This is a genomic window from Paraburkholderia sp. TE9906, from assembly GCF_056279605.1.
The window spans coordinates 123,613-149,972 of sequence record NZ_JBWCCT010000004.1 but is presented as its reverse complement, the minus strand read 5'-3'; the positions used below and the strand labels follow the sequence as shown (position 1 = coordinate 149,972).

The window sequence follows — 26,360 nt, the reverse complement described above, 5'->3', positions numbered from 1 at the left end:
TCGTCTTCATCATGATCAAGCAAGCGCTCATCTCCGTTTCCGACAAGTCCGGCATCGTCGACTTCGCCAAGTCGCTGTCGGACCTCGGCATCAAGATCCTGTCGACCGGCGGCACCGCGAAACTGCTCGCGGACGCGGGCCTCTCCGTCACCGAAGTCGCCGACTACACGGGCTTCCCGGAAATGCTCGACGGGCGCGTGAAAACGCTCCATCCGAAGGTGCATGGCGGCATCCTCGCGCGCCGCGACCTGCCGGAACACATGGCGGCGCTTGAGAAGCACGACATTCCGACCATCGACCTGCTGGTCGTGAACCTGTACCCGTTCGTGCAGACGGTGTCGAAGGAAGAGTGCTCGCTGGAAGACGCGATCGAGAACATCGACATCGGCGGCCCGACCATGCTGCGCTCGGCCGCGAAGAATCATCGGGACGTGACCGTGGTGGTCGATCCGGCCGACTATGCGGTCGTGCTCGAGGAAATGCGCGCGAACGGCAACGCGGTGTCGTACAAGACGAATTTCCGCCTCGCCACCAAGGTGTTCGCGCATACCGCGCAATACGACGGCGCGATCACGAACTACCTGACGAGCCTGACCGACGAGTTGCAACACGCCTCGCGCAACACGTACCCGGCCACGTTCAACCTGGCGTTCGACAAGGTGCAGGACCTGCGCTACGGCGAAAACCCGCACCAGAGCGCCGCGTTCTACCGCGACCTCAGCGTGCCGGCCGGCGCACTGGCGAACTACAACCAGTTGCAAGGCAAGGAACTGTCGTACAACAACATCGCCGATTCCGACGCGGCGTGGGAATGCGTGAAGACCTTCGACGTGCCGGCCTGCGTGATCGTCAAGCACGCGAATCCGTGCGGCGTGGCAGTCGGCGCAAACGCGCATGAAGCGTATTCGAAGGCGTTCCAGACCGATCCGACCTCGGCATTCGGCGGCATCATCGCGTTCAACCGCGAAGTGGACGAAGCGGCGGCGCAAGCGGTGGCCAAGCAGTTCGTCGAAGTGCTGATCGCACCGTCGTTCAGCACCGAAGCACGCCAGGTGTTCGCGGCGAAGCAGAATGTGCGTCTGCTCGAAATTGCGCTGGGCGAAGGCCATAACGCGTTCGATCTGAAGCGCGTCGGCGGCGGCCTGCTGGTGCAATCGCTCGATTCGAAGAACGTGCAGCCGCATGAATTGCGCGTGGTGACCAAGCGTCATCCGACGCCGAAGGAAATGGATGATCTGCTGTTCGCATGGCGCGTCGCGAAGTATGTGAAGTCGAACGCGATCGTGTTCTGCGCGAACGGCATGACGCTCGGCGTCGGCGCGGGCCAGATGAGCCGCGTGGACTCGGCGCGCATCGCCAGCATCAAGGCGCAGAACGCCGGTTTGACGCTGACGGGTTCGGCAGTGGCGTCGGACGCGTTCTTCCCGTTCCGCGACGGCCTCGACGTGGTCGTGGCGGCAGGCGCGAGCTGCGTGATTCAACCGGGCGGTTCGATGCGCGACGACGAAGTGATCAACGCCGCAGACGAGCACAACATCGCGATGGTGTTGACGGGTGTGCGTCACTTCCGTCATTGATCGACGCGGGGTTGACCGGCGGTGTTTGCTGCCTAGTGCCCCTTTCTCGTACCTGATGCGGTGCATCTTGCCGGATGACGGTTGAGGTGCTGAAGTTCAGAAAAACGGCCTGGTGGATTTTCCACTGGGCCGTTTTCTTTTTTGGACCGCTTTCGCTTCGTATCAGAGCCGTCTCCTTGCTTTGGCGCCGCGGTGTCGCCGCTTTGCCTGGCTGGCCAGGTGCATGCGCGCGTCGCACGCTCTGCGCGCAACTCAGTCGTCCGGCTCTTTTCTGGCGTAGCCGCCCTTCACATCCGGATGCTGGCTGATGTAAGTGCCAAGCCCCTGCCCGCGTTGCGCCAGACGCTTCAGCACCGCGAGATGCCGCGCGCCGACGCTCGCCGTCGTGTACCAATACACGACGCCCGGCCTGAAGCGAACCTTGATGAAGTCGTCGCCGAGTTCATACGCATCGACGCCCGAATCGCCGCTGAGATTCCGATAGCGCTCCATCTGCGAAAAGCCTCCTCGCCGTGCTGCAGCAGTTTTTATTCCGCCGGCAACGCCGCCTGCCGACCGTCATACGGCGTGCGTGTTGTAGTATCGCAAGCACCTGGTTTTTAGCGCATCTGCGGCACCTCATGAGAATTCTCGGCATCGACCCCGGCTTGCGCGTCACCGGCTTCGGCGTGATCGACCAAAGCGGTCATACCCTCAGCTACGTCGCGAGCGGCGTCATCAAAACCGCCGACGCCGATCTGCCCTCGCGTCTGGGCACCATCTTCGAAGGCATCTCGACGCTGATCCGCCAGCATTCACCGGATCAATCGGCGATCGAAAAAGTGTTCGTCAACGTCAATCCGCAATCCACGCTGCTGCTCGGCCAGGCACGCGGCGCGGCGATCTGCGGACTGGTGGCGGGCGGCGTGCCGGTCGCCGAATACACGGCGCTGCAGTTGAAGCAGGCCGTGGTGGGTTACGGCCGCGCGACCAAGGAACAGATGCAGCAGATGGTGGTGCGGCTGCTCAACCTGTCGGGCGTACCCGGCACCGATGCCGCCGACGCGCTCGGCATGGCGATCTGTCATGCGCATGGCGGCACGACGCTGAGCACGCTGGGGGGCATCGCGCCTGCGCTGGCGAAGAAGGGGCTGCGGGTGAGGCGCGGACGGTTGGTGGGGTAGCAGGTGGGCGGCTGGGTGCGTTGATCGACAACAGCTGTCAGCGCTTTGGTCACTTTGGTGGCTGTGCAAAACGCCAGCGTGCTATTCGCACTGCGCGGCGCGGCACGAACTGCAATGGCTACGCCTCGCAGCTTTCGAGAGTGCCGGGCACCCCGCCTGTCGCTCGCCACGCGACGCATGCCCAGCAGCAACGCCGCGCGTGAATGGGTTGAGTACCCGCCAAAAGGGATCCCCGTCCAGGGACGCGGCTCGCGCGAGTCAACGGCGGCCAATGCTGGTCGACGCTGGTCGACGTCGGTCGACGCGATTGCGCATCGCGCGCCGCTCACTCGCTGCGCTACACTCGCCCTTTCTCTCGAAATTGAATTCGCCATGATCGGTCGCATTGCCGGCGTTCTGCTGGAAAAAAACCCGCCGCATCTGCTCATCGACTGCAACGGCGTCGGTTACGAAGTCGATGTGCCGATGAGCACGTTCTACAACCTGCCGTCGAACGGTGAGCGCGTCGTCTTGCTCACGCAGATGATCGTGCGCGAAGACGCTCATCTGCTGTACGGCTTCGGTACCGCCGAAGAGCGTTCGACCTTCCGCGAACTGCTGAAAATTTCCGGCATCGGCGCACGCATGGCGCTCGCGGTGTTGTCGGGCATGAGCGTCCACGAACTCGCACAGACCGTCACGATGCAGGACGCGGCCCGCCTCACGCGTGTGCCGGGCATCGGCAAGAAGACGGCTGAGCGGCTGCTCCTCGAATTGAAGGGCAAGCTCGGCGCCGACCTCGGCGCGATGGCGGGCGCGGCCTCGGCATCCGACCACGCGTCCGACATCCTCAACGCGCTGCTCGCCTTGGGCTACTCCGAAAAAGAAGCGCTGGCGGCCGTCAAGAACGTGCCGGCCGGCACTGGCGTTTCCGAGGGGATCAAGCTCGCGTTGAAGGCGTTGTCGAAGGGGTGATGGGGCTGTGGAAACGTGCGCCGCATGCGATGGATAAAACTTCGCACGCTCACTCTCCGAAGGAAGCGCACTTGCGGGGCGCACGCTGAGGAAGGCAGCATCGATGGGTAGCGGCGCCACTCGGCCGTTCCCGGCCTGATCTCGCAGCGGCCTCCCCTTCAAAACGGACTTCCTTTGGAACGCCCCCAACGGGCCTTCCTCCGAACCACGCGCGGTACAATGCCCGCATGATCGAAACCGACAAACTCGCCGCCGAGCGCATCATCGCGGCCACGCCCGTCTCGCCGAACGAAGAAGCGTTCGAGCGCGCGTTGCGCCCGCGCCAGCTCGAAGAATATGTCGGGCAGGAAAAAGTCCGCGGCCAGCTGGAAATTTTCATCGAGGCCGCCAGACGCCGTTCCGAATCGCTCGACCACGTGCTGCTGTTCGGCCCGCCGGGCCTCGGCAAGACCACGCTCGCGCACATCATCGCGCGGGAGATGGGGGTCAATCTGCGGCAAACGTCGGGGCCGGTGCTCGAACGCGCCGGCGACCTCGCCGCGCTCCTGACCAATCTCGAAGCCAACGACGTCCTCTTCATCGACGAAATCCACCGGCTCTCGCCGGTCGTCGAAGAAATCCTGTACCCGGCGTTGGAGGATTATCAGATCGACATCATGATCGGCGAAGGGCCCGCCGCGCGCAGCGTGAAGCTCGACCTGCAGCCGTTCACGCTGGTCGGCGCGACCACCCGCGCGGGCATGCTGACCAATCCGCTACGCGACCGCTTCGGTATCGTCGCGCGGCTCGAGTTCTACAACGCCGAGGAGTTGGCGCGCATCGTCACGCGTTCGGCGTCGCTGCTGAACGCGCAGATTCATCCGGACGGCGCGTTCGAAATCGCCAAACGCGCGCGCGGCACGCCACGTATCGCGAACCGTCTGTTGCGGCGCGTGCGCGACTTCGCCGAGGTCAAAGCGGACGGCAACATCACCGCGCAAGTGGCCGACGCCGCGCTCAAAATGCTCGACGTCGACGCAGTCGGCTTCGACCTGATGGACCGCAAGCTGCTCGAAGCGATCCTCTACAAGTTCGACGGCGGCCCGGTCGGCGTCGACAATCTGGCGGCGGCCATCGGCGAAGAGCGCGACACGATCGAAGACGTGCTCGAACCGTATCTGATCCAGCAAGGCTTCCTGCAGCGCACGCCGCGCGGCCGCGTCGCCACGCTGCTGACTTACCGGCATTTCGGTCTCGCCGCGCCGGACGCGTCGAGTGCACTGCCCGGCCTGTGGGATTCGGCCGCGCAGTGAGGCACGCCGTGAGCCGCACGTAACGGGGCCGCCGAGCATGTCCGACCAGACGACGCGGCGCTCCGGCTCATCGGGTGGAATCGCCCAGTTGCTCACGCGCAGACTCCGCTCGAAACTCGCTGCCGGCGTCACGCATCTGACGAGCGGCAGCGGCCCCATGCTCGACTATTCGTCGCCGCCGGGCGACCCGGGCCTCTTCGGGCCGGACTCCGTCTGCTGGAAAGTCCACGCGGACTTCACCTCGATGATGACGGGCGGCATCAGCGCGCTGCTGCTTCAGGCATTGCACCCGCTGGCGCTCGCCGGCGTGTGGGACCATTCGACCTTCCGCACCGATATTCTCGGGCGCTTGCGCCGCACCGCGACTTTCATCGCCGGTACGACCTACGGCAACCAGCACGATGCGCTGGCGCTGATCGAACGCGTGAAGCGCATCCACCTCGGCGTGAGCGGCATTGCGCCGGACGGGCAGCCGTATCGCGCGAGCGAGCCTGCGCTGCTGATGTGGGTGCATGTCGCCGAAGTGTCGAGCTTCATGACCGCGCACTTGCGCTACGTGAATCCGCGGCTGCCGGTCGCCGCGCAAGATCAGTATTTTGCGGAAACCGCGCGCGTCGCTGAGATGCTTGGCGCGGAGCACATTCCGCGCTCGCGCGCCGAGATCGACACCTACTTGCAGGCGATGCGGCCTGCGCTGGTAGCAAGCGAACGCACCCACGAAGTCGCGAAAATTCTGATGAGCGCGCCCGCGCCGAGCATCGCGATGCGGCCCGCCGGTACGTTGATGCTCAACGCCGGGGTCGATCTTCTGCCGGACTGGGCGCAGTCGATGCTGGGATTCGAACGCTATGCGGCGCTGCGCCGTACGTTCGCGCGGCCGGGTGTGCGCGTCGTCGCGCCGGTTATCCGTTGGGCGCTGGTGAATGGCGTGTCGAAACGCGCACGGCGTCGTGTGGCTGCCGCGCCCGAATCTGATTGATGGAGGTTTCGGCGGGCTAACCACCCGGCCTGCGCGTGCGGTTCCGTACGTCACCGCGCCGCTCGATATGCGTGCGGCGGGCGACTCCGCCCGAACCGCAGCGCTTCAATTCAATTACCGTCCCGGTTGCGGGATTGCCTTTCTGAAACCGTCGTCCTCGGCAGGCGCGTCGAGATGCGCCACGTCCGCCCACGACACGATGGTCGCCGCGCCGTTGTCGAAATCGACCACGTTCACACTCGTGTTCAGCAACGGATAGTCACGCGGCGCATCGAGCGGCAAACCGCTCGCGAGCCGGCGCACGCAGTCAAGCACGCCACCATGGGCGACACAGGCGACGCGCCCGCCCGGATGCGCGGCAATCAGCGGCTCGATAGCGTGCACCACGCGATGGTAGAACACGCGCTGCGACTCGCCCTCAGGGGGCGCGAAACCGGGATCGCGGGTTTGCCAGTGCGCATATTCATCGGGGAAACGCTGCGCGATCTCGTCGCTGTCGTGGCCCTGGAACGCGCCGTAGGAGCGCTCGCGCAGACCTTCGCGCAATTGCAGCGGCAAGCCGAGTGCGTCGGCGATAGGCTGGGCGGTTTGCTGTGCGCGTTGCAGGTCGCTCGAATAGATCGCGTCGAGCCGCGCGCCCTGCTCCGCCTCGCCGGCGATGCGGCGCGCGAGACGTTGCGCCTGGGCGATCCCGGTCGTCGCGAGCGGAATGTCGATGTGGCCTTGAATGCGCTTGATGCGGTTCCAGTCGGTCTCGCCGTGCCGGATGAACAGGATCTGCGTAGTCATGAGATGGAAGTGGGCGTCGTTCGCCGGTTATGCCGAGCCGCTATTGTCGCAAAAACGGCTGGAGGGTAAGGCGCGCGAGGCGACGCGCATCGGGATGGAGACGCGACGGCTGGCTCAGGCGTTCGTCTGCAGCCAGAACGTGACCGGCCCGTCGTTGACGAGCGAGACCTGCATATCCGCGCCGAATTCGCCGGTCTCGACAATCGGATGCTTCCCGCGCGCGGCAGACACGAAGTAGTCGAACAATCGCTTGCCTTCGTCCGGCGGCGCGGCCGGCGTGAAGCTCGGCCGCAGGCCGCTGTTGGTATCCGCGGCCAGCGTGAATTGCGATACGAGCAACAGGCCGCCCGCGCGCCCGGCGCCGTCGAGATTCTGCACGGAGAGATTCATCTTGCCCGCCGCGTCGCTGAACACGCGGTAGCCGAGCACCTTGGCGAGCAGCCGGTCGGCGGCGGCCTCCGTGTCGCCCCGTTCGGCGCACACGAGCGCGAGCAGACCCGCGTCGATCGCGCCGGTCACCCGATCGGCCACACGCACTTCGGCGCGCCGCACGCGTTGGATCAGCGCGATCATCGGCGGCTCGTCTTCGACGGGGGCAAGGTTCGACGCATCAGCGGACGATCAGGCCGTCAGCGTGACGCGCGCGAAGCGGCGCTTGCCGACCTGCACCACGTACTCGCCCGCTTCGACCTTCAGGCCCTTGTCGGACACGGTCGCGCCGTCGATCTTCACGCCGCCCTGCTCAATGTTGCGCAGCGCTTCGCTGGTGGACGGCACGAGATTGGCCTGCTTGAGCAACTGGCCGATTGCGAGCGGCGCGCCCGCGAGCGTCACCGCCGGGATATCGTCCGGCACACCGCCCTTCGCGCGATGGTTGAAATCTTCGAGCGCACGCTCGGCGTCGGCTTGCGAGTGGAAGCGCGCGACGATTTCCTGGCCGAGCAGCACCTTGAAATCGCGCGGATTGCGGCCTGCTTCGATCTCTTTTTTGAAGCCGGCGATTTCGTCCATCGGACGGAACGACAGCAGTTCGAAGTAACGCCACATCAGCACGTCGGAAATGCTCATCAGCTTGCCGAACATGTCGGTCGGCTTTTCGCTGATGCCGATGTAGTTGTTCTTCGACTTCGACATCTTCTCTACGCCGTCGAGCCCTTCGAGCAGCGGCATCGTCAGGATGCACTGCTGTTCCTGCCCGTACTGTTTCTGCAACTCACGACCCACCAGCAAGTTGAATTTCTGGTCGGTGCCGCCGAGTTCGAGGTCGGCGTTCAGCGCGACCGAATCGTAGCCTTGCATCAGCGGGTACAGGAACTCGTGAATCGAGATCGGCACGCCGCCCTGGAAACGCTTGGTGAAGTCTTCGCGCTCCAGAATGCGCGCCACCGTGTAGCGCGACGCGAGCTTGATCATGCCGTCGGCGCCGAGCGGCATCGACCATTCGCTGTTGTAGCGGATCTCGGTCTTGTCGCGGTCGAGCACGAGCGCGGCTTGATCGAAATAGGTCTTCGCATTCGACTCGATCTGCTCTCGCGTGAGCGGCGGACGGGTCGCGTTGCGGCCCGACGGATCGCCGATCAGCGAGGTGAAATCGCCGATCAGGAAGATCACCGTGTGGCCGAGATCCTGCAACTGGCGCATCTTGTTCAGCACAACCGTGTGGCCGATGTGGATGTCGGGCGCGGTCGGATCGAGCCCGAGCTTGATGCGCAACGGCTTGCCGGTCGCCGCGCTTTTCGCGAGTTTTTGCGCGAATTCGTCTTCGATCAGCAGTTCGTCGACACCGCGCTTGGTGACGGCGAGCGCGTGGCGGACTTCATCGGTGATCGGAAAAGCGGTGGCGGGATTGGGCTTGGTGGACTCGGTGCTCATGCTGGAAACGTGAAGTCGCGAAAAAGTGAGATTGTCCCATAGATACGCGCCGCCGCGCCCACTGACGCGGCCATAAGCTGGCTATAAGCAGCCCCGCAGCGGGACGGCAGCGCATGATTTGCGCGCGGTGCGGCGCGCAGGCAGCGTCGTGGCGCTGATATTTCGACCGCGCTTGCACCGATAATCTGCTAAAACGGATCGCATCGAACCCTCGAGAGGAGCAGCAACGTGGCGCAAGACCCCGCAGACGGCATCTACTTTGGCTTGATGTCCGGCACGAGCATGGACGGTGTGGACGGCGTGGCTGTCCGGTTTGCCGCAGGAAAGCCGCCGGAGGTACTGGCCGAGGCGTTTGTCGGCTTTTCCGCGGGCATCCGCGAGGCGCTCTTCGCGCTGCAGCAGCCGGGCGAGAACGAGATCGAGCGCGAAGCGCTGGCCGCCAATGCGCTCGCCACGCGTTACACCGTGTGCTGCCATGAACTGCTGCGCAACAGCCACATCTCGGCCGCCGAAGTGCGCGCGATCGGGGTGCATGGGCAGACCGTGCGGCATCGGCCGGAAAAAGGCTACACGCGGCAGATCAACAACCCCGCGCTGCTCGCGGAGATGATGGGCATCGACGTGGTCGCCGATTTCCGCAGCCGCGATGTCGCGGCCGGCGGCCAGGGCGCGCCGCTCGTGCCGGCTTTTCACGCGACGGTGTTCGGCGCGGACAACGAAACGCGTGTGGTCTGCAATCTCGGCGGTATCAGCAACATCACGATCCTGAACGCGACCGGCAGCGTGCGCGGTTTCGATTGCGGACCGGCGAACGCGCTGCTCGACGAATGGGCGCAGCGCCATCTCGGCAAGCCGTTCGACGAGAACGGCCATTTCGCGGCCGGCGGCCAGGTCGATCGCAAGCTGCTGAACGCCTTGCTCGACGAACCGTTTTTCTCGCAGCAGCCGCCCAAAAGCACCGGCCGCGATCTGTTCAATGCCGAATGGCTCGACGCGAAGCTTCAACCGTTCTCCGCACTCGAACCGGCCGATGTGCAGGCGACGCTCGTCGCGCTGACAGCGGTGACGATTGCTCGCGAAATCGAGCGGCACGCGTCGGATGCGAGAGCGGTTTATGTTTGCGGCGGCGGTGCTCGGAATCCTGAGCTCCTGAAGGCGTTGAAGCAGGCGCTGGAAGACAGCGGCGTGAGCGGCGTGCCGGTCATGACGACCGACGCGCTGGGCGTGCCACCGAGCCAGGTCGAGGCGCTGGCCTTCGCGTGGCTCGCGATGCGCTGCATCGCGCGAGCGCCGGGCAATTTGCCGGCCGTCACTGGCGCGACGGCTGAACGCGTGCTCGGAGCGGTTTATCCGCGATGAGTGAAGCGCGGTGACGAGCGCGGACAATAAAAAACGGGGCCGCGTGGCCCCGTTTTTTACACAACCTGTTTCCTGACGGCGATCAAACCGAGAACGACGAACCGCAACCACACGTGGTCGTAGCGTTCGGGTTCTTGATGACGAATTGCGCGCCGTTGATATCGTCCTTGTAGTCGATCTCAGCGCCGACCAGGTACTGGTAGCTCATCGAATCGATCAGCAGCTGGACGCCGCTCTTGTTCATGACGGTGTCGTCTTCGTTGACGGCTTCGTCGAACGTGAAACCGTACTGAAAGCCCGAGCAGCCGCCGCCCTGCACGAAAACGCGCAGTTTGAGGTCCGCATTGCCTTCTTCTTCGATCAGTTGCTTGACCTTGTCAGCCGCTGCGTCGGTGAAAACGAAGGGGGCGGGCATCTCGGTCACGGGTGTTTCGGTGACTGCGTTCATTCGAACTCTCCAAAAAGCTTCTAGCCGCTATTGTAGGGCTGATCTCGATATCGTGCTGAAGCCCACAAAATCAATGGGTTCTTCGCGGGACACGCACAGTCGGCGCGATTGCCGCCACCAGCCGGCCCGAACGGCGAAAATCTTCGCTCCAGCGGCCACGCCGTTGTCACGACGTCGGACCGCATGACCATCAAAAAGCATAAAAAAAGCCGCCTTCGCGAAAGCGTTGGCGGCTTTTGCTGCGCACCGGCCTTGCAGCCGGCTCGCACTCGAAACGATTAACGCTTCGAGAATTGCTTCCGGCGACGTGCCTTGTGGAAGCCGACCTTCTTACGTTCGACTTCACGAGCATCACGCGTCACGAAGCCTGCTTTCGACAGTTCCGGCTTCAGCGTTGCGTCGTAGTCCATCAGCGCGCGGGTGATGCCGTGGCGAACCGCACCGGCTTGACCCGTTTCACCGCCACCGTTCACGTTGACTTTGATGTCGAACGTGACGCCGTGGTTCGTGAGTTCCAGCGGTTGACGCACGATCATCAGCGACGTTTCGCGCGAGAAGTAATCGGCGATAGGCTTGCCGTTCACAATGATCTCGCCCTTGCCTGCCTTGATGAACACGCGTGCGACGGCGCTCTTGCGGCGGCCCGTGCCGTAATTCCAGTTACCGATCATGTGGGCTCCCCTTAGATCTCGAGCGCTTTCGGCTGTTGCGCCGAATGCGGGTGCGTTGCTTCAGCGTAGACCTTCAGCTTCTTGATCATCGCGTAGCCGAGCGGGCCCTTCGGCAGCATGCCTTTGACCGCTTTCTCGAGCGCGCGGCCCGGGAAGCGTTCCTGCATCTTGCCGAACGTCGTTTCATAGATACCGCCCGGGTAACCCGAGTGGCGATAGTACTTCTTGTCAGTAGCCTTGTTGCCCGTGACCTTCAGCTTGCCGGCGTTGATAACGATGATGAAATCACCGGTGTCGACGTGGGGAGTGAATTCAGGCTTGTGCTTGCCGCGAAGACGGTGTGCCACTTCGCTGGCGACACGCCCGAGAACCTTATCCGTCGCGTCAATCACGTACCATTCGCGCGTCACCTCATGGGCTTTTGCGGAAAACGTCTTCATGATCGATCCAAAAAAATTGCTGCGCCCAATGTGTTTTTTCCTGCTTGTAATGTGCGCATCGAGGCGCGTGCAGGCTCTCCCTGGTTCTTCCTCCGCGGGCGCGGATGCGGAAAAGCCCTGAATTATAAAGGAATTTGCTACGGCAAGTCAAAACGTACGGAAGTTTGACGAAACCGGGCGGGCGATCCGGCCGGCGACAGCGGCTATTTCGAGCCCGGAGCGTCCGGAATCGGCCTTGAGGCGAGATAAGTTCACGCTTACCGCAGGCGAAAAAAAACCCGAACGATTGGTTCGGGTTTAATCCACCAAAGGAGGAGGTGGAGGAGACAGCGGAGTTGCAAAACTGCTGCAACGATGGGATGGATTATATGAGTCACCCTTGTGCGATGCAAGAACATTTGAATTGCGAAATGCGATTTCACATTGTGACATTCGAGCGAAGACTGTCAGGCACCTCAAATTTCCTTTTAGATCAAACACCAACACCCTTCTGCCGGCCTCCTCCAGCGAACATCTTCTAGAGTAAAACCCCTAAACACGCCAGGGAATTCCCGACCCCGGCTGAACATGCCGCACCGCAACACACAAGCCGCCATCCCGCATAATTTTCGACGGAAGTCGCCCCGGGCGGATCCGCAGATCGCGGGCTACAATGCCGTCTCGATATTAGCGAAGCGCGGTGGAGCACAGCATGGAATGCAAAGTAAGCTGGATGGGGCAGGACGGGATGGCATTTGCGGCCGAGACGGGCAGCGGCCATCTGGTTGCGATGGACGGCGCGCCCGAAGGCGGCGGCCGCAATCTCGCGCCGCGTCCGATGGAGATGGTTCTCCTCGGCACGGGCGGCTGCACCGCCTACGACGTCGTGATGATTCTGAAGAAGAGCCGTCAGGAAATCGCCGGCTGCTCGGTCACGCTGAAGGCGGAACGCGCCAGCGAAGATCCGAAGGTGTTCACCAAGATCCACTTTCACTTCACCGTGACGGGTAAGAATCTGAACCCGGCCACCGTGGAGCGCGCAATCAATCTGTCGCACGACAAATACTGCTCGGCGTCGATCATGATCGCCAAAACTGCCGAACTCACGCACTCGTTCGACATCGTCGCGAACTGAGCGCGGCGGTGGACTGCCAGGCCTGGCGCCCCCGCAGCCGCTGTACTCCCGCACGAACTACGCGCAGCAAATGAAAATGCCGGCGTCCTCACGGACGCCGGCATTTCTTGTTGGGGTGGCAAAGCAGGCCGATAAGCCGGATTCTGTGCACGCGCAACGTCCGAAAACGCGACGCGCGTGGCAGCCATTCCTCTAGGCGCGCCATTACTGACGCGCTCAAGCTTCCTACCCGCAGACGAGACGGGGGCCCCGTCCTGCATCTCGAAGATGCGCGCCTGCCTACTTGGAATTGCTCCGGGTGGAGGTTACCGTGCCGGTCTGCCTTGCAGCAGCCGCGGTGCGCTCTTACCGCACCGTTTCACCCTTACCTGATCCCGACTTGCGCCGGGCCATCGGCGGTTTGCTTTCTGTTGCCCTGTTCCGCGTGTTGCCACGGATGGCCGTTAGCCATCACCCTGCCCTGTGGAGTCCGGACTTTCCTCGCCCTCTTTGGCCGAAGCCGCCAAGGCCGCGACTGCCTGGCCTGCTTTGCTGCGGCGGATTTTAACACCTGCGCGGCAGGCGAGCCGTTTCGACGGTGGAAATAGCCGAATGGCTAGAGAAAGGGCCGCGTGGGATTCGAACAAGCCGCCAAAGCGAGGGTGGGCTCGTGCGGCACGACCCGCACGAAACTTTCGGGTGCCTAGGCCAGACGGCTACGGCGACCCGCGCGAAACACGGACACGTCGTCGTAAAACGCGGGCGAGCCGTTCTCGGGCCACCAGCCCGGAATGCCCAGCACCGGCAGCGGCGCGAACATCCGGCTCGTCAGCACGTCGGTGTCGAGCAGCGCCGTGCTGACCGATTCATCGAGCCAGGCATCGCGCGCGGCGGCGTTCCATTCGAAGTACGAGGGCGGAACGTCGACGATCCACGCATGCCCGGTGCAGGCCTTGAACGGCACGATCGATTTTTCGAGCAACGCGTGGCCGAAGCAGCGCACTTCGCAGCTCGAACCCCACGCCTCGCGCCGGGTCACGAACAAGGTCCGCCAGTCAAAGCCGCGCAGCGCGGCACTCAAGGCGGGATCGGCACAGGCGAACAGCAATGCGTTCTCGTCGAACAAGGTCAGCGTATCGCGCACGCCGCCACGGGTCGGGCCGACGCCCAACACGTCGATGGCCGCCGACTGCCGCGCGTTCAGCGCCGCCTTGATGCGCGGAAACGCAAACCACATCGAGCCATTGAAGAAGTCGTGCAGGTTATGGCGCGTCGGCACGCAGCCGGTCGACGCGATGTGCGCTTCGTACGCTGCGCCGGGCGGCAGATCGTCCTGCGCGATGAACGCGAGGCGCTGGCCACGCCCCGTGGTCTGCCGCATTTGGGCGGCATCGGCGTTCATTTCGGCGAGCAACGCGGCGTAGCTCGTCAGCGCGGCCTGCTGCCAGCGCCGGCCGCGTCCGGCGAACTGCGCGAACCAGGGCTGCGACCAGTCGATCGCGGCGAAGCCCGCTTGCGGCCCCACCTGCTGCCCTTCTCTCTGCCCCGCGTCTTGCACCTGCATCTAGCTCAACCTCAAACCAGACGCCAACCGATCGACTCGCCGCCGCGCAGCGGCACCACCGGCGTATCGCCGACCGGCAGTTCGGCCGGCAACGTCCATTCCTCACGACACAGCGTGACCTGCTCCGCATTGCGCGGCAGGCCGTAGAAATCCGCACCGTAGAAGCTCGCAAAACCTTCGAGCTTGTCGAGCGCGCCGGCTTTGTCGAATGCTTCCGTGTAGAGCTCCAGTGCATGCAGCGCCGTATAGCAGCCCGCGCAACCGCACGCGTGCTCCTTCAAACCCTTCGGATGCGGCGCGCTATCGGTACCGAGGAAGAAGCGCGGATTGCCCGATGTTGCCGCTTCGACCAGCGCCACACGATGCGTTTCGCGCTTCAACACCGGCAAACAATAGTAATGCGGACGAATGCCGCCCTGGAAGATCGCGTTGCGGTTGTACAGCAGATGGTGCGCGGTGATCGTCGCACCCAGCAGTTCCGGCGCGACACCGGCTTCGCGGATGTAGTCCACGGCGTCCTTCGTCGTGATGTGCTCGAACACGACCTTCAACGCCGGGAACGCGCGACGCAGCGGCGTCATCACGCGGTCGATGAACACCTTCTCGCGGTCGAACAGATCGATCGACGAATCCGTTACTTCGCCGTGCACCAGCAGCGGCATGCCCACTTCCTGCATCGCTTCGAGCGTTTTCGCGCACTTCATGATGTCGGTGACGCCCGCGTCCGAGTTGGTGGTCGCGCCCGCCGGATACAGCTTCACGCCATGCACGAAGCCGCTCTCGCGCGCCCGGCGGATTTCGTCGGGCGGCGTGTTGTCGGTCAGGTACAGCGTCATCAGCGGTTCGAACTTCGCGCCTTCGGGGATCGCAGCGACGATCCGCTCGCGGTATGCCTGGGCCATCGCCGTGGTCGTGACCGGCGGCTTCAGGTTCGGCATGATGATCGCGCGGGCGAACTGGCGCGCGGTGTCCGGCAGCACGGCGGCCAGCATCGCGCCGTCGCGAACGTGCAGGTGCCAGTCGTCGGGACGGGCGAGCGTAATGGAATCGCGGGAATCGAGGGAAACGTTGGGAGCGGTCATGGCGAAAGGGGGAACGAGATTCGGCGACAAAAGCCAATCGACCCGGTCAAACCGCCCTGTTGCGGCCCAAACACACGTCAATTTCGCTATTTGGCGTTTCTGGCTCGGTGATATGCTTGGAAAATCATCATTGTAACGGCTCGCCCCGTTCACAGGCTTACCCGCAACATGTGCCAACTTCTCGGAATGAACTGCGCCGCGCCGACGGACGTCACGTTCTCGTTCACCGGCTTTGCGGCGCGCGGCGGCGTCACCGATCACCATGCCGACGGCTGGGGAATCGCCTTCTTCGAAGATAAAGCCTGCCGCCTGTTCATCGACCATCAATCGTCGGCCACCTCGCCGATCGCCGAGATGGTCAAGCGTTATCCGATCAAATCGAAGAACACCATCGCGCATATCCGCAAGGCGACGCAAGGGCACATCCTGCTCGAAAACTGCCATCCGTTCATGCGCGAACTGTGGGGGCGTCACTGGATCTTCGCGCACAACGGCGATCTGAAAGACTATGCGCCGCAACTGTCGGGCGTGTATCAGCCGGTCGGCACGACCGACAGCGAACTCGCTTTCTGCGCGTTGCTGGAGGGTTTGCGCAAGGCGTTTCCGGGCGCGCAACAGCCGCCGCTCGACGAACTGTTCGCCACGCTCGAAACGCTCACGCGTGAAATCACGCAATTCGGCGTGTTCAATTTTCTGATGTCGAACGGCCAGGCGCTGTTCGCGCATTGCTCGACGCATCTGCATTACATCGTGCGGCGCTGGCCGTTTTCGACCGCGCATCTGGTCGACGCCGACGTCTCGATCGACTTCGCCAAGTACACGACGCCCGAAGACCGCGTCGCGGTGATCGCCACCAAGCCGCTGACCGACAACGAAATCTGGAGCGCATTCGAGCCGGGCGACCTGATGATGTTCCAGCATGGCGAAGTGATCGGCCGCATCAACGTGCCGGTGCCGGCATCGGTCCTGGAGAAGCTGCGCAATCCCACGCTGGATGCGTCGGCCTCGGCCACGACGATCGCGGCGTCGGCCGCCGGGACGGGAATCATGGCTCACGACAGCGAAGCCGACCTCGAAGCGGCTGACGACGCCGCGGCCTTCGAGTCCTGAGCGACTGATCGCGCACCCGCCAGCAAAAAAAAAGCCGCTCCAGGGAGCGGCTTTTTTTCGGTCAGCACGAGCCCGCCCATACCGGCCGGTCCGCACACGAAACTCAGTGCAGGATCTTCGCCAGAAAATCCTTCGCACGATCCGACTTCGGATTCGCAAAGAAGTCTTCCTTGCGGTCATCTTCGACGATCAAGCCCTTGTCCATGAAGATCACGCGGTGCGCGACCTTCTTCGCGAAGCCCATTTCGTGCGTGACGCACATCATGGTCATGCCTTCCTGTGCGAGTTCGACCATCACGTCGAGCACTTCGTTGATCATTTCCGGATCGAGTGCCGAAGTCGGTTCGTCGAACAGCATCGCGATCGGGTCCATCGACAACGCGCGCGCAATCGCCACGCGCTGCTGCTGACCACCCGACAACTGCCCCGGAAACTTGTCCGCATGCGCGCGCAAGCCCACCCGATCGAGCAGCTTCAGCCCCTTCGCGGTGGCTTCGTCGTTCGAGCGGCCGAGCACTTTCACCTGCGCGAGCGTCAGGTTCTGCACGATCGACAGATGCGGGAACAGCTCGAAGTGCTGGAACACCATGCCGACCTTCGAACGCAGCTTCGACAGATTGGTTTTCTTGTCGGTCAGCGACTGGCCGTTGATGACGATCTCGCCCTTCTGGAACGGCTCGAGACCGTTGACGGTTTTGATCAGCGTGGACTTGCCCGAGCCTGACGGCCCGCACACCACCACCACTTCACCTTTTTTGACTTCCGTCGTGCAGTCGGTCAGCACTTGAAACTGACCGTACCACTTCGAAACATTCTTGATAGAGATCATCTTGCGACCTTTTTCTGAAGACCTTTGACGAGGCTCGACGCGACCACACAGATCACGAAATAACACGCGCCCGCGAACAGTACCATCTCGATGTTCGTACCGTCACGGTCGCCAATATTCGTGGCGGTGCGGAAGAAGTCGGCGAGGCTGATCACGTAGACGAGCGACGTATCCTGAAACAGCACGATACCCTGCGTGAGCAGCAGCGGCACCATCGCGCGGAACGCCTGAGGCAGCACGATCAGGCGCATCGACTGCGCGTAGGTCATGCCGAGCGCGAACGCCGCGTTGACCTGGCCGCGCGGCACCGATTGAATGCCGGCGCGGATGATCTCCGAATAGTACGCGGCCTCGAACAGCGAGAAAGCGACCATTGCCGAGGCAAGGCGAATGTCGATATCCGGCGACAGCCCGAGCACGTTCTGCAGCACTTGCGGCACGATCAGGAAGAACCACAGCAGCACCATCACCAGCGGGATCGAACGGAAGATCGTCACGTAACCCTTCGCGAACCACTCGAAGGGTTTGAACGACGACAACCGCAGCATCGCGAGAATGGTGCCCCAGACGATGCCGAACACGATCGCGATCAGCGTGATCTTGAAGGTGACGATGGCGCCGGTCCACAGCGTAGGCAGTGCGCCCGGAATACCGCTCCAGTCGAAATGGTGCATCACTTGCCTCCGATATAGCCGGGCAACCGGGTTCTGGCTTCGACCCAGCGCATCAATTGCATCACGACCAGATTGATCAGCATGTACGCCACCGTGACCGCGATGAACGACTCATAGGTCTGCGACGTGTAGTCGACCAGCTGGCGCGCCTGCGCGGACAGATCCAGCAGACCGATCGTCGAGGCGACCGCCGAGTTCTTGAAGATGTTCAGAAATTCGGACGTGAGCGGCGGCACGATGATCCGGTACGCGACCGGCAGCAGCACATAGCGATACGTCTGCCATTGCGTGAAGCCCACCGCGAGACCCGCGGCGCGCTGGCCGCGCGGCAACGCGTTGATGCCCGAGCGCACCTGCTCGCATACGCGCGCAGAAGTGAACAGCCCGAGACAGATGATCGACGACGAGAAGAACTGCGCGCCTGGCGGCAGTTGCTTGAACCAGTTGCCTATCGACACGGGCAGCAGCTCCGGTATCACCAGATACCAGATGAAGAACTGCACGATCAGCGGAATGTTACGGAAAATCGCGACGTAGACCGTGCCGATGCCCGACGCCCACTTGTTCGGCACCGTGCGCAGCACGCCAAACAGCGAGCCGACGATCAGCGCGATCACCCATGCCGCCAGCGACACGGTGATCGTCACCCAGAGGCCCGAGAACAACCAGCCCAGATACGTGGTCGGCTCGCCGGTGGAGACCGGACTCAGCAGAATGCCCCAGTTCCAGTGATATGACATGACCAAGACTCCAGCAAAAAGAAACGGAAGAAGCGCGTGGCTCCTTCCGTTTCGTTCAGCGTTTCAAAAAAACACCTGAGGTTTAATCGATTGCCTTGTCATTCGGATTCTTGAACAGCGCCCGCATATCGTCGCTTTGCGGGAAGTTCAGGTTCAGGCCCTTCGGCGGGATCGGCGATTCGAACCACTTCTTGTAGATCGCATCGGCTTCGCCCGAGGTCTGGACCTTGGCGATCGCGTCGTCGGCGACCTTCTTGAATTCCGGATCGTTCTTGCGCATCATGCAGCCGTACGCTTCACGCGATTGCGGCGTGCCGACGATCACGAAATCGTTCGGGTTGTTCGACTTCGCGCGTTCGCCCGCGAGCAGTGCGTCGTCCATCATGAACGCCGCGGCGCGGCCCGTCGACAGCGTCAGGAACGACTCGCCATGGTCCTTCGCGCTGATGATGTTCATGCCCATGCTCTTGTCCTGGTTCATCTTGCGAAGCAGGCGCTCGGAGGTGGTGCCGGCGGTCGTGACGACCGTCTTGCCCTTCAGGTCCGCCCAGTCCTTGATGCCGGAGTCCTTCTTGGTCATCATGCGCGTGCCGATCACGAAGATCGTGTTCGAGAACGCGGCCTGTTGCTGGCGCTCGAGGTTATTCGTGGTCGAGCCGCATTCGATGTCCACCGTGCCGTTCTGCACGAGCGGAATACGGTTTTGCGACGTCACCGGAGTCAGCTTCACCTTCAGGTTAGGCATGTTCAGCTTCTGCTTGACGGCTTCCACCACTTTCATGGCGAATTCCTGCGAGTAGCCGATGACATTCTGCTTGTCGTCGTAGTACGAGAACGGGATGGACGATTCGCGGTGGCCCAGCGAAATGACGCCCGTGTCCTTGATCTTCTTCAGCGTACCCGCGTCTTGCGCCTGCGCGCCAACCGTAAACAGTCCGAGAGTCGCGAGCAGCAGCGCAGCTTTTTTAACCTTCATGTTGTGATCTCCTTGGCAAGAACCGGCGCCAGTTTAGCAAAGTAATTATTCTGAAAGTATGGCTATAAACCATGTTGTTGCGCGCGCGCCGCTACGGGCGCGGGACGCCTTCGACCGATCCGCGGACCGGTTCCGGATATGCAAAGGCGGGCGGCATCGATCCGATGCCGCCCGCCGGGTACGACACGCCGTCTCGTGGACCGCGTCAAGGCAAAAATTGCCGGCGAATCCGCAGGGTAGCGCACTCGCCGTTCAAACGTAAATCAGGGATACAGGCCGCGCATTTCGCGCGCTTGCAGAATCCGCTTACAAGCGACGATAAACGCCGCGGTCCGCACCGACACGTTCTGTTCGCTCGACACCTGCCATACCGCGGCAAATGCCTCACGCATCACGCGCTCCAGACGCTGGTTGATCTCGTCCTCGGTCCAGAAGAAGCTCGAGAAGTCCTGCACCCATTCGAAATAGGACACCGTCACGCCGCCCGCGTTGGCCACCACGTCCGGAATCACGAGAATGCCGCGATCGTGCAGGATGTCGTCGGCCGCCGTGGTGGTCGGGCCGTTGGCGCCTTCCACAATGATTTTGGTCCTGATCTTGCCGGCGTTCTTCTCGGTGATCTGGTTTTCCAATGCAGCCGGAATCAGGATGTCCGATTCGATGGTCCAGAATTCCTCGTTGCTCACGGCGTCCGCTTCAGGGAAACCACCCACGCCGCCCGTCTTCGCGACGTGTTCGAGCAACGCGCCCGCATCGATGCCGGTCGATTTGTACAGCGAACCGGTGTGATCCTGCACCGCGACCACCTTCGCACCCGCTTCCTGGAACAACCGCGCGGCAATCCCGCCGACGTTGCCGAAGCCCTGCACCGCGATGCGCGCGCCTTCGATATCGAAGCCGATGCGGCGCGCCGCTTCGCAGCCCACCACGAACACGCCGCGGCCCGTCGCCTCGCGGCGGCCGAGCGAACCGCCGAGCGTGATCGGCTTGCCGGTCACCACACCGGTCGCCGTTTGGCCCTGGTTCATCGAGTACGTGTCCATCATCCACGCCATGATCTGCTCGTTCGTGTTCACGTCCGGCGCGGGAATGTCGGTATTCGGTCCGATGATGATGCCGATCTCGCTCGTGTAGCGGCGCGTCATGCGCTCCAGTTCGCCCCGCGAGAGCGTGCGCGGATCGACGCGGATGCCGCCCTTCGCGCCGCCGTACGGCACGTTCACGGCCGCGTTCTTCACCGACATCCACGCGGACAGCGCCATCACTTCCGACAGCGTCACGTCCTGGTGATACCGCACGCCGCCCTTGCCCGGACCGCGCGACACGTTGTGCTGTACGCGATAGCCTTCGAAGTGCGCGACGGTGCCGTTATCGAGTTCGATGGGCACGTCGACGATCAGGATGCGCTTCGGGCGCTTGAGGGTTTCGAGCCAGCGCGACAGCGAGCCGAGGTACGGCGCGACGCGGTCGACCTGGCGCAGATAGTTGCCCCAGGGGCCGAGGTCTTCGCTGTTGAGGTAGGAGGGAACGGACTGCAACGATGCTGCGGATTGGACTGCTTGGGCGGCTTGCTGCTGGGAAGACATGAACGCTCCGGCGTTGATCGAATACGTGCATTGTCGAAAAACGTCGTTTTGAAATCCAATGCCGTTTCCTTATCCGATTATGTTTTTTTTGCATAACCTTCGGAAAGCTGCAAATTCACGTCGTGGCGGCGCAGGTTTCACCGTCCCCTGGCGGTGCCCTCGCGGTGCCTTTTATGCTGCGTCCTGCCCCAGTTCCGCCGACACCACCTCCCACAACTGCCGCACGAGTATCTGCCGCGCATCGTCGCTTTTCGCCGCGAGCTTGTCGCGGTAGAGGCGAATCTCCATGCTCAGCGTGAGCTGTCCTTCCGGCGTGCCGCGTGTCGCACGATCGAGGCGGATCAGCTTGCCGTCGGCGACCGCGTCTTCCACCGCGCTGTGCGGCAGAAACGCGATGCCATGGCCGGCCAGCGCCATCGCCTTGAGCCCTTCGGCCATGTCGGTCTCGTACAACCGGTCCAGGTACAGACGCTCGGGCGCATTTGCGAGGATCACTTCGGTCATGCGCCCCAGATACGCGTTCGGCGTGTAGGACAGATACGGCGCGGGCGCCTCGGCCGTGCCCGGCAACGTGTGGCGCGGCCGGCCGGCGCGGCCCGGCGCCGAGAACGGGCTGATCGGCTCGTTGCCGAGCGTCAGCATGTCGTAGCGAGCCGGATCGAGCGCGACCGGATGGCTCGGATGGTGATAGCCCATCATCAGATCGCAGCCGCCTTCCACCAGCGACAACGCCGCGTCGTGCACGTTCAGCGCGCGCAGCCGCGTATGGATCGGGCCCATCTGCGCTTCGATGCGTTGCAGCCAGCGCGGAAAATACGTGAGCGACAACGTATGCGGCACGGCAAATTCGATGGTTGCCTGGGGCGTCGCCGTATGGCCGCGCAGCAGCGCGCGCGCCTCGTGGAATTGCGACAGCATCGCGAGCGCCTGCTCGTTGAACACCTGGCCGGCCGCCGTGAGCCGCGTCGGATAAACCGAACGGTCGATCAGTTCCGTGCCGAGCCACGCTTCGAGTGCCTGGATGCGCCGTGAAAAAGCTGGTTGCGTGACGTGGCGCAGTTCGGCCGAGCGGCTGAAACTACGCGTTTCCGCGAGCGAAACGAAGTCTTCGAGCCATTTCAGTTCCATGCGAAGTGTGCTGCCGGGCAGGAGGAAGAAGACAGCATTCTAGCGGCGCGGGCGCAGCGTGGCGCTGCGGGTCGAGGCGCGGCTTTGGCTTTGGCTTTGGCTTTGGCTGTGGCTGTGGCTGTGGCTGTGGCTGTGGCTGTGGCTGTGGCTGTGGCTGTGGCTGTGGCTGTGGCTGTGGATCCGCCTCCAGCGTGACGAGCCAGGTCGCGGGGCGGCGTGCCGCGGTCACGCAGCGGAAGCTACGAACAGGCTGCAAAGCCGCCACGCTCCGCGCCTCACGGCCTCGCGCGCGGCAAATTCGCGGCCGCCAACGGCCTGCCACCCGCACAGTGGTAAAATTCGCGGTTCCCTCCGTTCCCGATCCGCTCTCTGAGCGCTCAACGCTTCGACCCGGTCCCCATCATGTCCGACACCCGCCCCGACACCCTGTTCGCGCTCAACGCGCTCTCCCCGCTCGACGGCCGCTATGCGTCGAAAACCGAAGCCCTGCGCGACTGGCTCTCGGAAGCCGCCTTCATGCGCAATCGCGTGACCGTTGAAATCCACTGGCTGATCGCGCTGTCGCGCGCCGGCTTCGCCGAAGTGCCGCGCTTTTCCGAAGCGTCCGAGCAATTCCTGCTGCAACTGGCCGAGCGCTTCACCGCGCACGACGCCGCGCGCATCAAGGACATCGAACGCGTAACGAATCACGACGTGAAAGCGGTCGAGTACTGGCTGAAGGAATCGGTCAAGGGTCAGGAAGAACTGGAACGCGCGAGCGAGTTCATCCACTTCGCGTGCACCTCGGAAGACATCAACAACACGTCGCACGGCCTGATGCTCGCCGGCGCGCGTGAACACGTGATCCTGCCCGCGCTGCGCTCGGTGCATCAACGCCTCGTCGCGCTGGCACATGCTCACGCCGCTCAACCGATGTTGTCGCGCACACACGGCCAGCCGGCCAGCCCGACCACGCTCGGCAAGGAAATGGCCAACGTCGCCGCGCGCCTCGAACGCGCGATCGACCGTATTGCGAAGGTCGAACTGCTCGGCAAGATGAACGGCGCGGTCGGCAACTTCAATGCGCATCTCTCGGCGTATCCGGAGTTCGACTGGGAAGCATTCTCGCGCGAAGTGGTCGAGCAGCGCCTGAAGCTCACGTTCAATCCGTACACGATCCAGATCGAGCCGCACGACTACATGGCCGAACTGTTCGACGCGGTCTCGCGCGCCAACACGATCCTGCTGGATCTGGACCGCGACGTGTGGGGCTACATCTCGGTCGGCTACTTCAAGCAGCGCACCAAGGCCGGCGAAATCGGCTCGTCGACGATGCCGCACAAGGTCAACCCGATCGACTTCGAAAACTCCGAAGGCAACCTCGGTCTCGCGAACGCCACGCTACGCCATCTGGCCGACAAGTTGCCGGTGTCGCGCTGGCAGCGCGATTTGACCGACTCGACGGTGCTGCGCAACATCGGCGTCGCGTTCGGTTACTCGCTGCTCGCGTACGACTCGCTGATCCGCGGTCTCGACAAGCTCGAAGTGAACGCGCAGGGTCTGAACGAAGACCTCGACAACTGCTGGGAAGTACTGGCCGAGCCGGTGCAAACGGTGATGCGCCGCTACGGCATCGAGAACCCGTACGAGCAGTTGAAGGAACTGACGCGCGGCAAGGGCATCACGCGTGAAGCGCTGCAAACCTTCGTGAGCGGCCTCGCGATTCCGCAGGACGCAAAAGACCGCCTGCTCGCGATGACGCCGGGTTCGTACATCGGCAAGGCGGTCGAACTGGCGAAGCGCATCGGCTGATTCGCCGCTCGATGCAAGGCCGCCTCGTCCGCGCGAGAGGCGGGCATAAAAAAGCCGCTCCGAGGAGCGGCTTTTTTTCGTCTCTACAACGACGAGCGAATGAGCCAGCGCAAACTCACCGCGCTTCGACCTGCTTCAACACGTCGTCGACGATTGCTTCCGGCGACAGTTCGATGCTCACCGTGATCGCCTCGTCCGCACCCGGCTCTTCGAGCGTGTCGAGCTGGCTTTGCAGCAGCGACGGATCGAAAAAGTGTCCGGTGCGCGTAGTCAGACGCTCTTCGAGCACCTTGCGCGAGCCCTTCAGGTAGACGAAGCATACGTCCTTGTCGCCGTCGCGCAGGATGTCGCGATACGAGCGCTTGAGCGACGAACACGTGAACACCGCCGTCTCGCCTGCCTTCTGCTTGCCTTCGATCGCGGCGCGGATGGTTTTCAGCCACGGCCAACGGTCTTCGTCGGTGAGCGGAATGCCGTGGTGCATCTTCTCCTTGTTGGCGGCGCTGTGAAACGCGTCGCCGTCGGTGAATGCGCAGTGCAGGCGCTCCGCCAGCATTTCGCCAATTCTCGTCTTGCCGGCGCCCGACACGCCCATTGCGATCAAAATCATCAGAAACTCCTTACTTCTTTACAGGACCGCCGCGAGCGCGAAGGTCAGGCCCAAACCCATCAGCGAGATGATGGTCTCGAGGAGCGACCATGTCTTGAAGGTCTGCCCCACCGTCATACCGAAGTACTCCTTGATCAGCCAGAAGCCGCCGTCGTTCACGTGCGAGAAGATCAGCGAGCCCGAACCGGTGGCGAGCACGAGCAATTCCGGCTTGACCTGCACCGCGCCCGCCGCCGCGATCGGCGCGACGATGCCGCATGCGGTGGTCATCGCGACCGTGGCCGACCCGGTGGCGAGACGGATCAGCGCAGCGACCAGCCAGCCGAACAGCAGCGGCGACATATGCACCGACGTCGCCGCGTTGACGATTTCCTTCGAAATGCCGCTATCCATCAGCACGCGGCCAAAGCCGCCGCCCGCGCCGACGATCAGCGTAATGCCCGCGATCGGCGCAAGGCATTCGCCGCAGAACTTCTGGATCTGCTCGCGGTTGAACCCGCGGCTCGCGCCGAAGGTCCAGAAGCTGACCAGCACGGCCGTTAACAGCGCGACGTCCGAGTTGCCGAAGAAACGCAGCAGATCGTTCGGCAGAGTCTTCGGCGTGGAGATCAGATCGGCCCAGCTGCCGATCAGCATCAGGATCACCGGCAACAGGATCGTGAACAGCGTGACGCCGAAGCTCGGCAATTCACGCTTCGGCGCCGTGCTTGCCGCGCCGTTTTTCGCGTCGCCGTTGTCGGCGGCGCTGCCGAGAAATTGCGCGGCCAGCGCGTTTTCCTTCGGCAACTTGATGTAGCGGCTGATCATCAGCGCGAACAGCGGACCGGCGACGATCGCGGTCGGCACACCGACGATCAGACCATAAGCAATGGTCCGCCCGATATCCGCGTGATACGCCTGCACCGCGAGCATCGCGGCCGGGTGCGGCGGCAGCAGGCCGTGCACGACGGACAGACCCGCGACCATCGGCAGGCCGACTAGCAGCAGCGATTTGTTGGTGCGCTTCGCGACGTTGAACGCAATCGGAATCAGCAGCACGAAACCGACCTCGAAGAACACCGGCAAGCCGACGATGATCGCGACGACCATCATCGCCCAGTGAATGTGCTTCTCACCGAAGAAGTCGATCAGCGTGGTGGCGACGCGCTCGGCGCCGCCCGATTCGGCCATCATCTTGCCGAGCATCGTGCCGAGACCGACCACGATCGCGATATGCCCAAGCGTGTTGCCGTTACCCGTTTCGAACGATTTGACGATGGTGGCCATCGGCATGCCGGCGACGAGGCCGAGCAGCAGCGACACCATGATGAGAACAAGGAACGGATAAACCTTGTAGCGCGTGATCAGCAAGATCAGCAAGGCGATCGCGATCACCCCGTAAACCAGCAGCATGCTGCCGTGGACAGCTTCCATGAAGCTCCTCCTTTGCGTTATTGATTTTGAGTGCGGAACACGGTCAGCACTTCGTCTCGCGGCGGCCTGTGCGGTGCCGAAAACCCGGCTGACCGCGCGGACGCTGAATTTTACTGTTTGTTTCCTGATAGCGCGCGTGAATCCGCTATGCAAGTCGCAAAGAAGCCTCGGCGCGACAGCCGGGCGGCTGTATCGGCGAGGCTCTTTTGCGTGTCAGCGC

At 63.1% G+C, this 26,360-nt stretch carries 26 protein-coding genes and 1 other RNA gene; 9 read left to right on the top strand and 18 right to left on the bottom strand.

The window, feature by feature from the left end; genetic code table 11:
• Window positions 1–11 precede the first annotated feature (11 nt).
• Window positions 12–1,577 (top strand): bifunctional phosphoribosylaminoimidazolecarboxamide formyltransferase/IMP cyclohydrolase, encoded by a 1,566-nt coding sequence (gene purH, locus ACZ9H4_RS11590; RefSeq protein ID WP_408147833.1) that lies wholly within the window; start codon window positions 12–14, stop codon window positions 1,575–1,577.
• A gap of 252 nt (window positions 1,578–1,829) precedes the next feature.
• Here the strand turns inward: purH and ACZ9H4_RS11585 are convergent, their stop codons facing one another.
• On the bottom strand, window positions 1,830–2,069 hold the full coding sequence (locus tag ACZ9H4_RS11585) for a hypothetical protein (protein WP_408147832.1): 240 nt from the start codon (window positions 2,067–2,069) through the stop codon (window positions 1,830–1,832).
• A 128-nt stretch (window positions 2,070–2,197) separates the two neighbouring features.
• On the opposite strand from ACZ9H4_RS11585, the gene ruvC reads away from it, so the two are divergent.
• The 4 genes from ruvC (at window position 2,198) to ACZ9H4_RS11565 (ending at window position 5,965) form a co-directional block, all read left to right on the top strand.
• Window positions 2,198–2,740 carry a crossover junction endodeoxyribonuclease RuvC gene (ruvC, locus tag ACZ9H4_RS11580; protein ID WP_042321028.1) on the top strand — a complete coding sequence of 181 codons (543 nt, stop codon included), beginning with the start codon at window positions 2,198–2,200 and terminating at the stop codon, window positions 2,738–2,740.
• 372 nt (window positions 2,741–3,112) lie between these two features.
• Window positions 3,113–3,694: a Holliday junction branch migration protein RuvA gene (ruvA, locus tag ACZ9H4_RS11575; protein ID WP_408147829.1), complete on the top strand. Its 582-nt coding sequence runs from the start codon at window positions 3,113–3,115 to the stop codon at window positions 3,692–3,694.
• Between the two features lie 227 nt (window positions 3,695–3,921).
• Window positions 3,922–4,986 (top strand): Holliday junction branch migration DNA helicase RuvB, encoded by a 1,065-nt coding sequence (gene ruvB / locus ACZ9H4_RS11570; RefSeq protein ID WP_408147828.1) that lies wholly within the window; start codon window positions 3,922–3,924, stop codon window positions 4,984–4,986.
• A gap of 37 nt (window positions 4,987–5,023) precedes the next feature.
• Window positions 5,024–5,965, top strand: coding sequence for an oxygenase MpaB family protein (locus tag ACZ9H4_RS11565; RefSeq protein WP_476119087.1), 942 nt, complete (start codon window positions 5,024–5,026; stop codon window positions 5,963–5,965).
• A 114-nt stretch (window positions 5,966–6,079) separates the two neighbouring features.
• On the opposite strand, the gene ACZ9H4_RS11560 is transcribed toward ACZ9H4_RS11565, so the two are convergent.
• The 3 genes from ACZ9H4_RS11560 to tyrS all read right to left on the bottom strand — a co-directional run bounded on the left by ACZ9H4_RS11560 (window position 6,080) and on the right by tyrS (window position 8,626).
• Window positions 6,080–6,754: a histidine phosphatase family protein gene (locus ACZ9H4_RS11560; RefSeq protein WP_408156497.1), complete on the bottom strand. Its 675-nt coding sequence runs from the start codon at window positions 6,752–6,754 to the stop codon at window positions 6,080–6,082.
• 114 nt (window positions 6,755–6,868) lie between these two features.
• On the bottom strand, window positions 6,869–7,327 hold the full coding sequence (dtd, locus tag ACZ9H4_RS11555) for a D-aminoacyl-tRNA deacylase (RefSeq protein ID WP_121315672.1): 459 nt from the start codon (window positions 7,325–7,327) through the stop codon (window positions 6,869–6,871).
• Between the two features lie 48 nt (window positions 7,328–7,375).
• Window positions 7,376–8,626, bottom strand: coding sequence for a tyrosine--tRNA ligase (gene tyrS, locus ACZ9H4_RS11550; protein WP_408147822.1), 1,251 nt, complete (start codon window positions 8,624–8,626; stop codon window positions 7,376–7,378).
• A 228-nt stretch (window positions 8,627–8,854) separates the two neighbouring features.
• Here tyrS and ACZ9H4_RS11545 point away from each other — a divergent pair, with 228 nt between their 5' ends.
• Window positions 8,855–9,985 (top strand): anhydro-N-acetylmuramic acid kinase, encoded by a 1,131-nt coding sequence (locus ACZ9H4_RS11545; RefSeq protein ID WP_476119086.1) that lies wholly within the window; start codon window positions 8,855–8,857, stop codon window positions 9,983–9,985.
• An 82-nt stretch (window positions 9,986–10,067) separates the two neighbouring features.
• Here ACZ9H4_RS11545 and erpA read toward each other — a convergent pair whose 3' ends face one another.
• The 3 genes from erpA to rplM form a co-directional block, all read right to left on the bottom strand.
• On the bottom strand, window positions 10,068–10,433 hold the full coding sequence (gene erpA / locus ACZ9H4_RS11540) for an iron-sulfur cluster insertion protein ErpA (protein WP_013340463.1): 366 nt from the start codon (window positions 10,431–10,433) through the stop codon (window positions 10,068–10,070).
• A gap of 278 nt (window positions 10,434–10,711) precedes the next feature.
• Window positions 10,712–11,104, bottom strand: a complete 393-nt coding sequence (gene rpsI, locus ACZ9H4_RS11535) for a 30S ribosomal protein S9 (protein ID WP_007180423.1) — start codon at window positions 11,102–11,104, stop codon at window positions 10,712–10,714.
• 11 nt (window positions 11,105–11,115) lie between these two features.
• Window positions 11,116–11,544, bottom strand: coding sequence for a 50S ribosomal protein L13 (rplM, locus tag ACZ9H4_RS11530; protein WP_020069304.1), 429 nt, complete (start codon window positions 11,542–11,544; stop codon window positions 11,116–11,118).
• Between the two features lie 691 nt (window positions 11,545–12,235).
• On the opposite strand from rplM, the gene ACZ9H4_RS11525 reads away from it, so the two are divergent.
• The gene (locus ACZ9H4_RS11525; RefSeq protein ID WP_025602559.1) at window positions 12,236–12,658 is read left to right on the top strand and encodes an OsmC family protein; all 423 of its coding nucleotides are present in this window, start codon (window positions 12,236–12,238) and stop codon (window positions 12,656–12,658) included.
• A 116-nt stretch (window positions 12,659–12,774) separates the two neighbouring features.
• Here ACZ9H4_RS11525 and rnpB read toward each other — a convergent pair.
• From rnpB to pyrC, 3 genes are all read right to left on the bottom strand, one after another.
• Window positions 12,775–13,188: RNase P RNA component class A (gene rnpB / locus ACZ9H4_RS11520), an RNA gene on the bottom strand.
• A 152-nt stretch (window positions 13,189–13,340) separates the two neighbouring features.
• A complete protein-coding gene (locus ACZ9H4_RS11515) occupies window positions 13,341–14,201 on the bottom strand; it encodes a DUF3025 domain-containing protein (RefSeq protein WP_476119085.1) in 861 nt (286 codons plus the stop codon).
• Between the two features lie 11 nt (window positions 14,202–14,212).
• Window positions 14,213–15,283, bottom strand: a complete 1,071-nt coding sequence (pyrC, locus tag ACZ9H4_RS11510; RefSeq protein ID WP_476119084.1) for a dihydroorotase — start codon at window positions 15,281–15,283, stop codon at window positions 14,213–14,215.
• Window positions 15,284–15,451: 168 nt separating this feature from the next.
• Between pyrC and ACZ9H4_RS11505 the strand changes: the two genes are divergently transcribed.
• Entirely contained in the window at window positions 15,452–16,393 is a 942-nt protein-coding gene (locus ACZ9H4_RS11505) for a class II glutamine amidotransferase (protein ID WP_408328178.1), read from the top strand.
• 103 nt (window positions 16,394–16,496) lie between these two features.
• Here the strand turns inward: ACZ9H4_RS11505 and ACZ9H4_RS11500 are convergent, their stop codons facing one another.
• The 6 genes from ACZ9H4_RS11500 to ACZ9H4_RS11475 form a co-directional block, all read right to left on the bottom strand.
• Window positions 16,497–17,222 carry an amino acid ABC transporter ATP-binding protein gene (locus ACZ9H4_RS11500; protein WP_042320997.1) on the bottom strand — a complete coding sequence of 242 codons (726 nt, stop codon included), beginning with the start codon at window positions 17,220–17,222 and terminating at the stop codon, window positions 16,497–16,499.
• Window positions 17,219–17,896 carry a glutamate/aspartate ABC transporter permease GltK gene (gltK, locus tag ACZ9H4_RS11495; protein ID WP_408147811.1) on the bottom strand — a complete coding sequence of 226 codons (678 nt, stop codon included), beginning with the start codon at window positions 17,894–17,896 and terminating at the stop codon, window positions 17,219–17,221. The genes ACZ9H4_RS11500 and gltK overlap by 4 nt, the downstream gene beginning before the upstream one ends.
• Window positions 17,896–18,636 (bottom strand): amino acid ABC transporter permease, encoded by a 741-nt coding sequence (locus ACZ9H4_RS11490; protein WP_408147809.1) that lies wholly within the window; start codon window positions 18,634–18,636, stop codon window positions 17,896–17,898. The genes gltK and ACZ9H4_RS11490 overlap by 1 nt, the downstream gene beginning before the upstream one ends.
• An 82-nt stretch (window positions 18,637–18,718) precedes the next feature.
• The gene (locus ACZ9H4_RS11485) at window positions 18,719–19,612 is read right to left on the bottom strand and encodes a glutamate/aspartate ABC transporter substrate-binding protein (protein WP_168665274.1); all 894 of its coding nucleotides are present in this window, start codon (window positions 19,610–19,612) and stop codon (window positions 18,719–18,721) included.
• 263 nt (window positions 19,613–19,875) lie between these two features.
• A complete protein-coding gene (locus tag ACZ9H4_RS11480) occupies window positions 19,876–21,198 on the bottom strand; it encodes a Glu/Leu/Phe/Val family dehydrogenase (RefSeq protein ID WP_408156487.1) in 1,323 nt (440 codons plus the stop codon).
• Window positions 21,199–21,369: 171 nt separating this feature from the next.
• Window positions 21,370–22,326 carry a LysR family transcriptional regulator gene (locus ACZ9H4_RS11475; RefSeq protein ID WP_408147805.1) on the bottom strand — a complete coding sequence of 319 codons (957 nt, stop codon included), beginning with the start codon at window positions 22,324–22,326 and terminating at the stop codon, window positions 21,370–21,372.
• A 402-nt stretch (window positions 22,327–22,728) separates the two neighbouring features.
• Here ACZ9H4_RS11475 and purB point away from each other — a divergent pair, with 402 nt between their 5' ends.
• On the top strand, window positions 22,729–24,117 hold the full coding sequence (gene purB, locus ACZ9H4_RS11470) for an adenylosuccinate lyase (protein ID WP_408156483.1): 1,389 nt from the start codon (window positions 22,729–22,731) through the stop codon (window positions 24,115–24,117).
• A gap of 115 nt (window positions 24,118–24,232) precedes the next feature.
• On the opposite strand, the gene ACZ9H4_RS11465 is transcribed toward purB, so the two are convergent.
• Together ACZ9H4_RS11465 and ACZ9H4_RS11460 are read right to left on the bottom strand one after the other, a co-directional pair.
• On the bottom strand, window positions 24,233–24,727 hold the full coding sequence (locus tag ACZ9H4_RS11465) for a gluconokinase (RefSeq protein ID WP_408147802.1): 495 nt from the start codon (window positions 24,725–24,727) through the stop codon (window positions 24,233–24,235).
• An 18-nt stretch (window positions 24,728–24,745) separates the two neighbouring features.
• Window positions 24,746–26,140, bottom strand: a complete 1,395-nt coding sequence (locus ACZ9H4_RS11460) for a GntP family permease (protein WP_408147800.1) — start codon at window positions 26,138–26,140, stop codon at window positions 24,746–24,748.
• Between the last annotated feature and the right edge of the window lie 220 nt (window positions 26,141–26,360).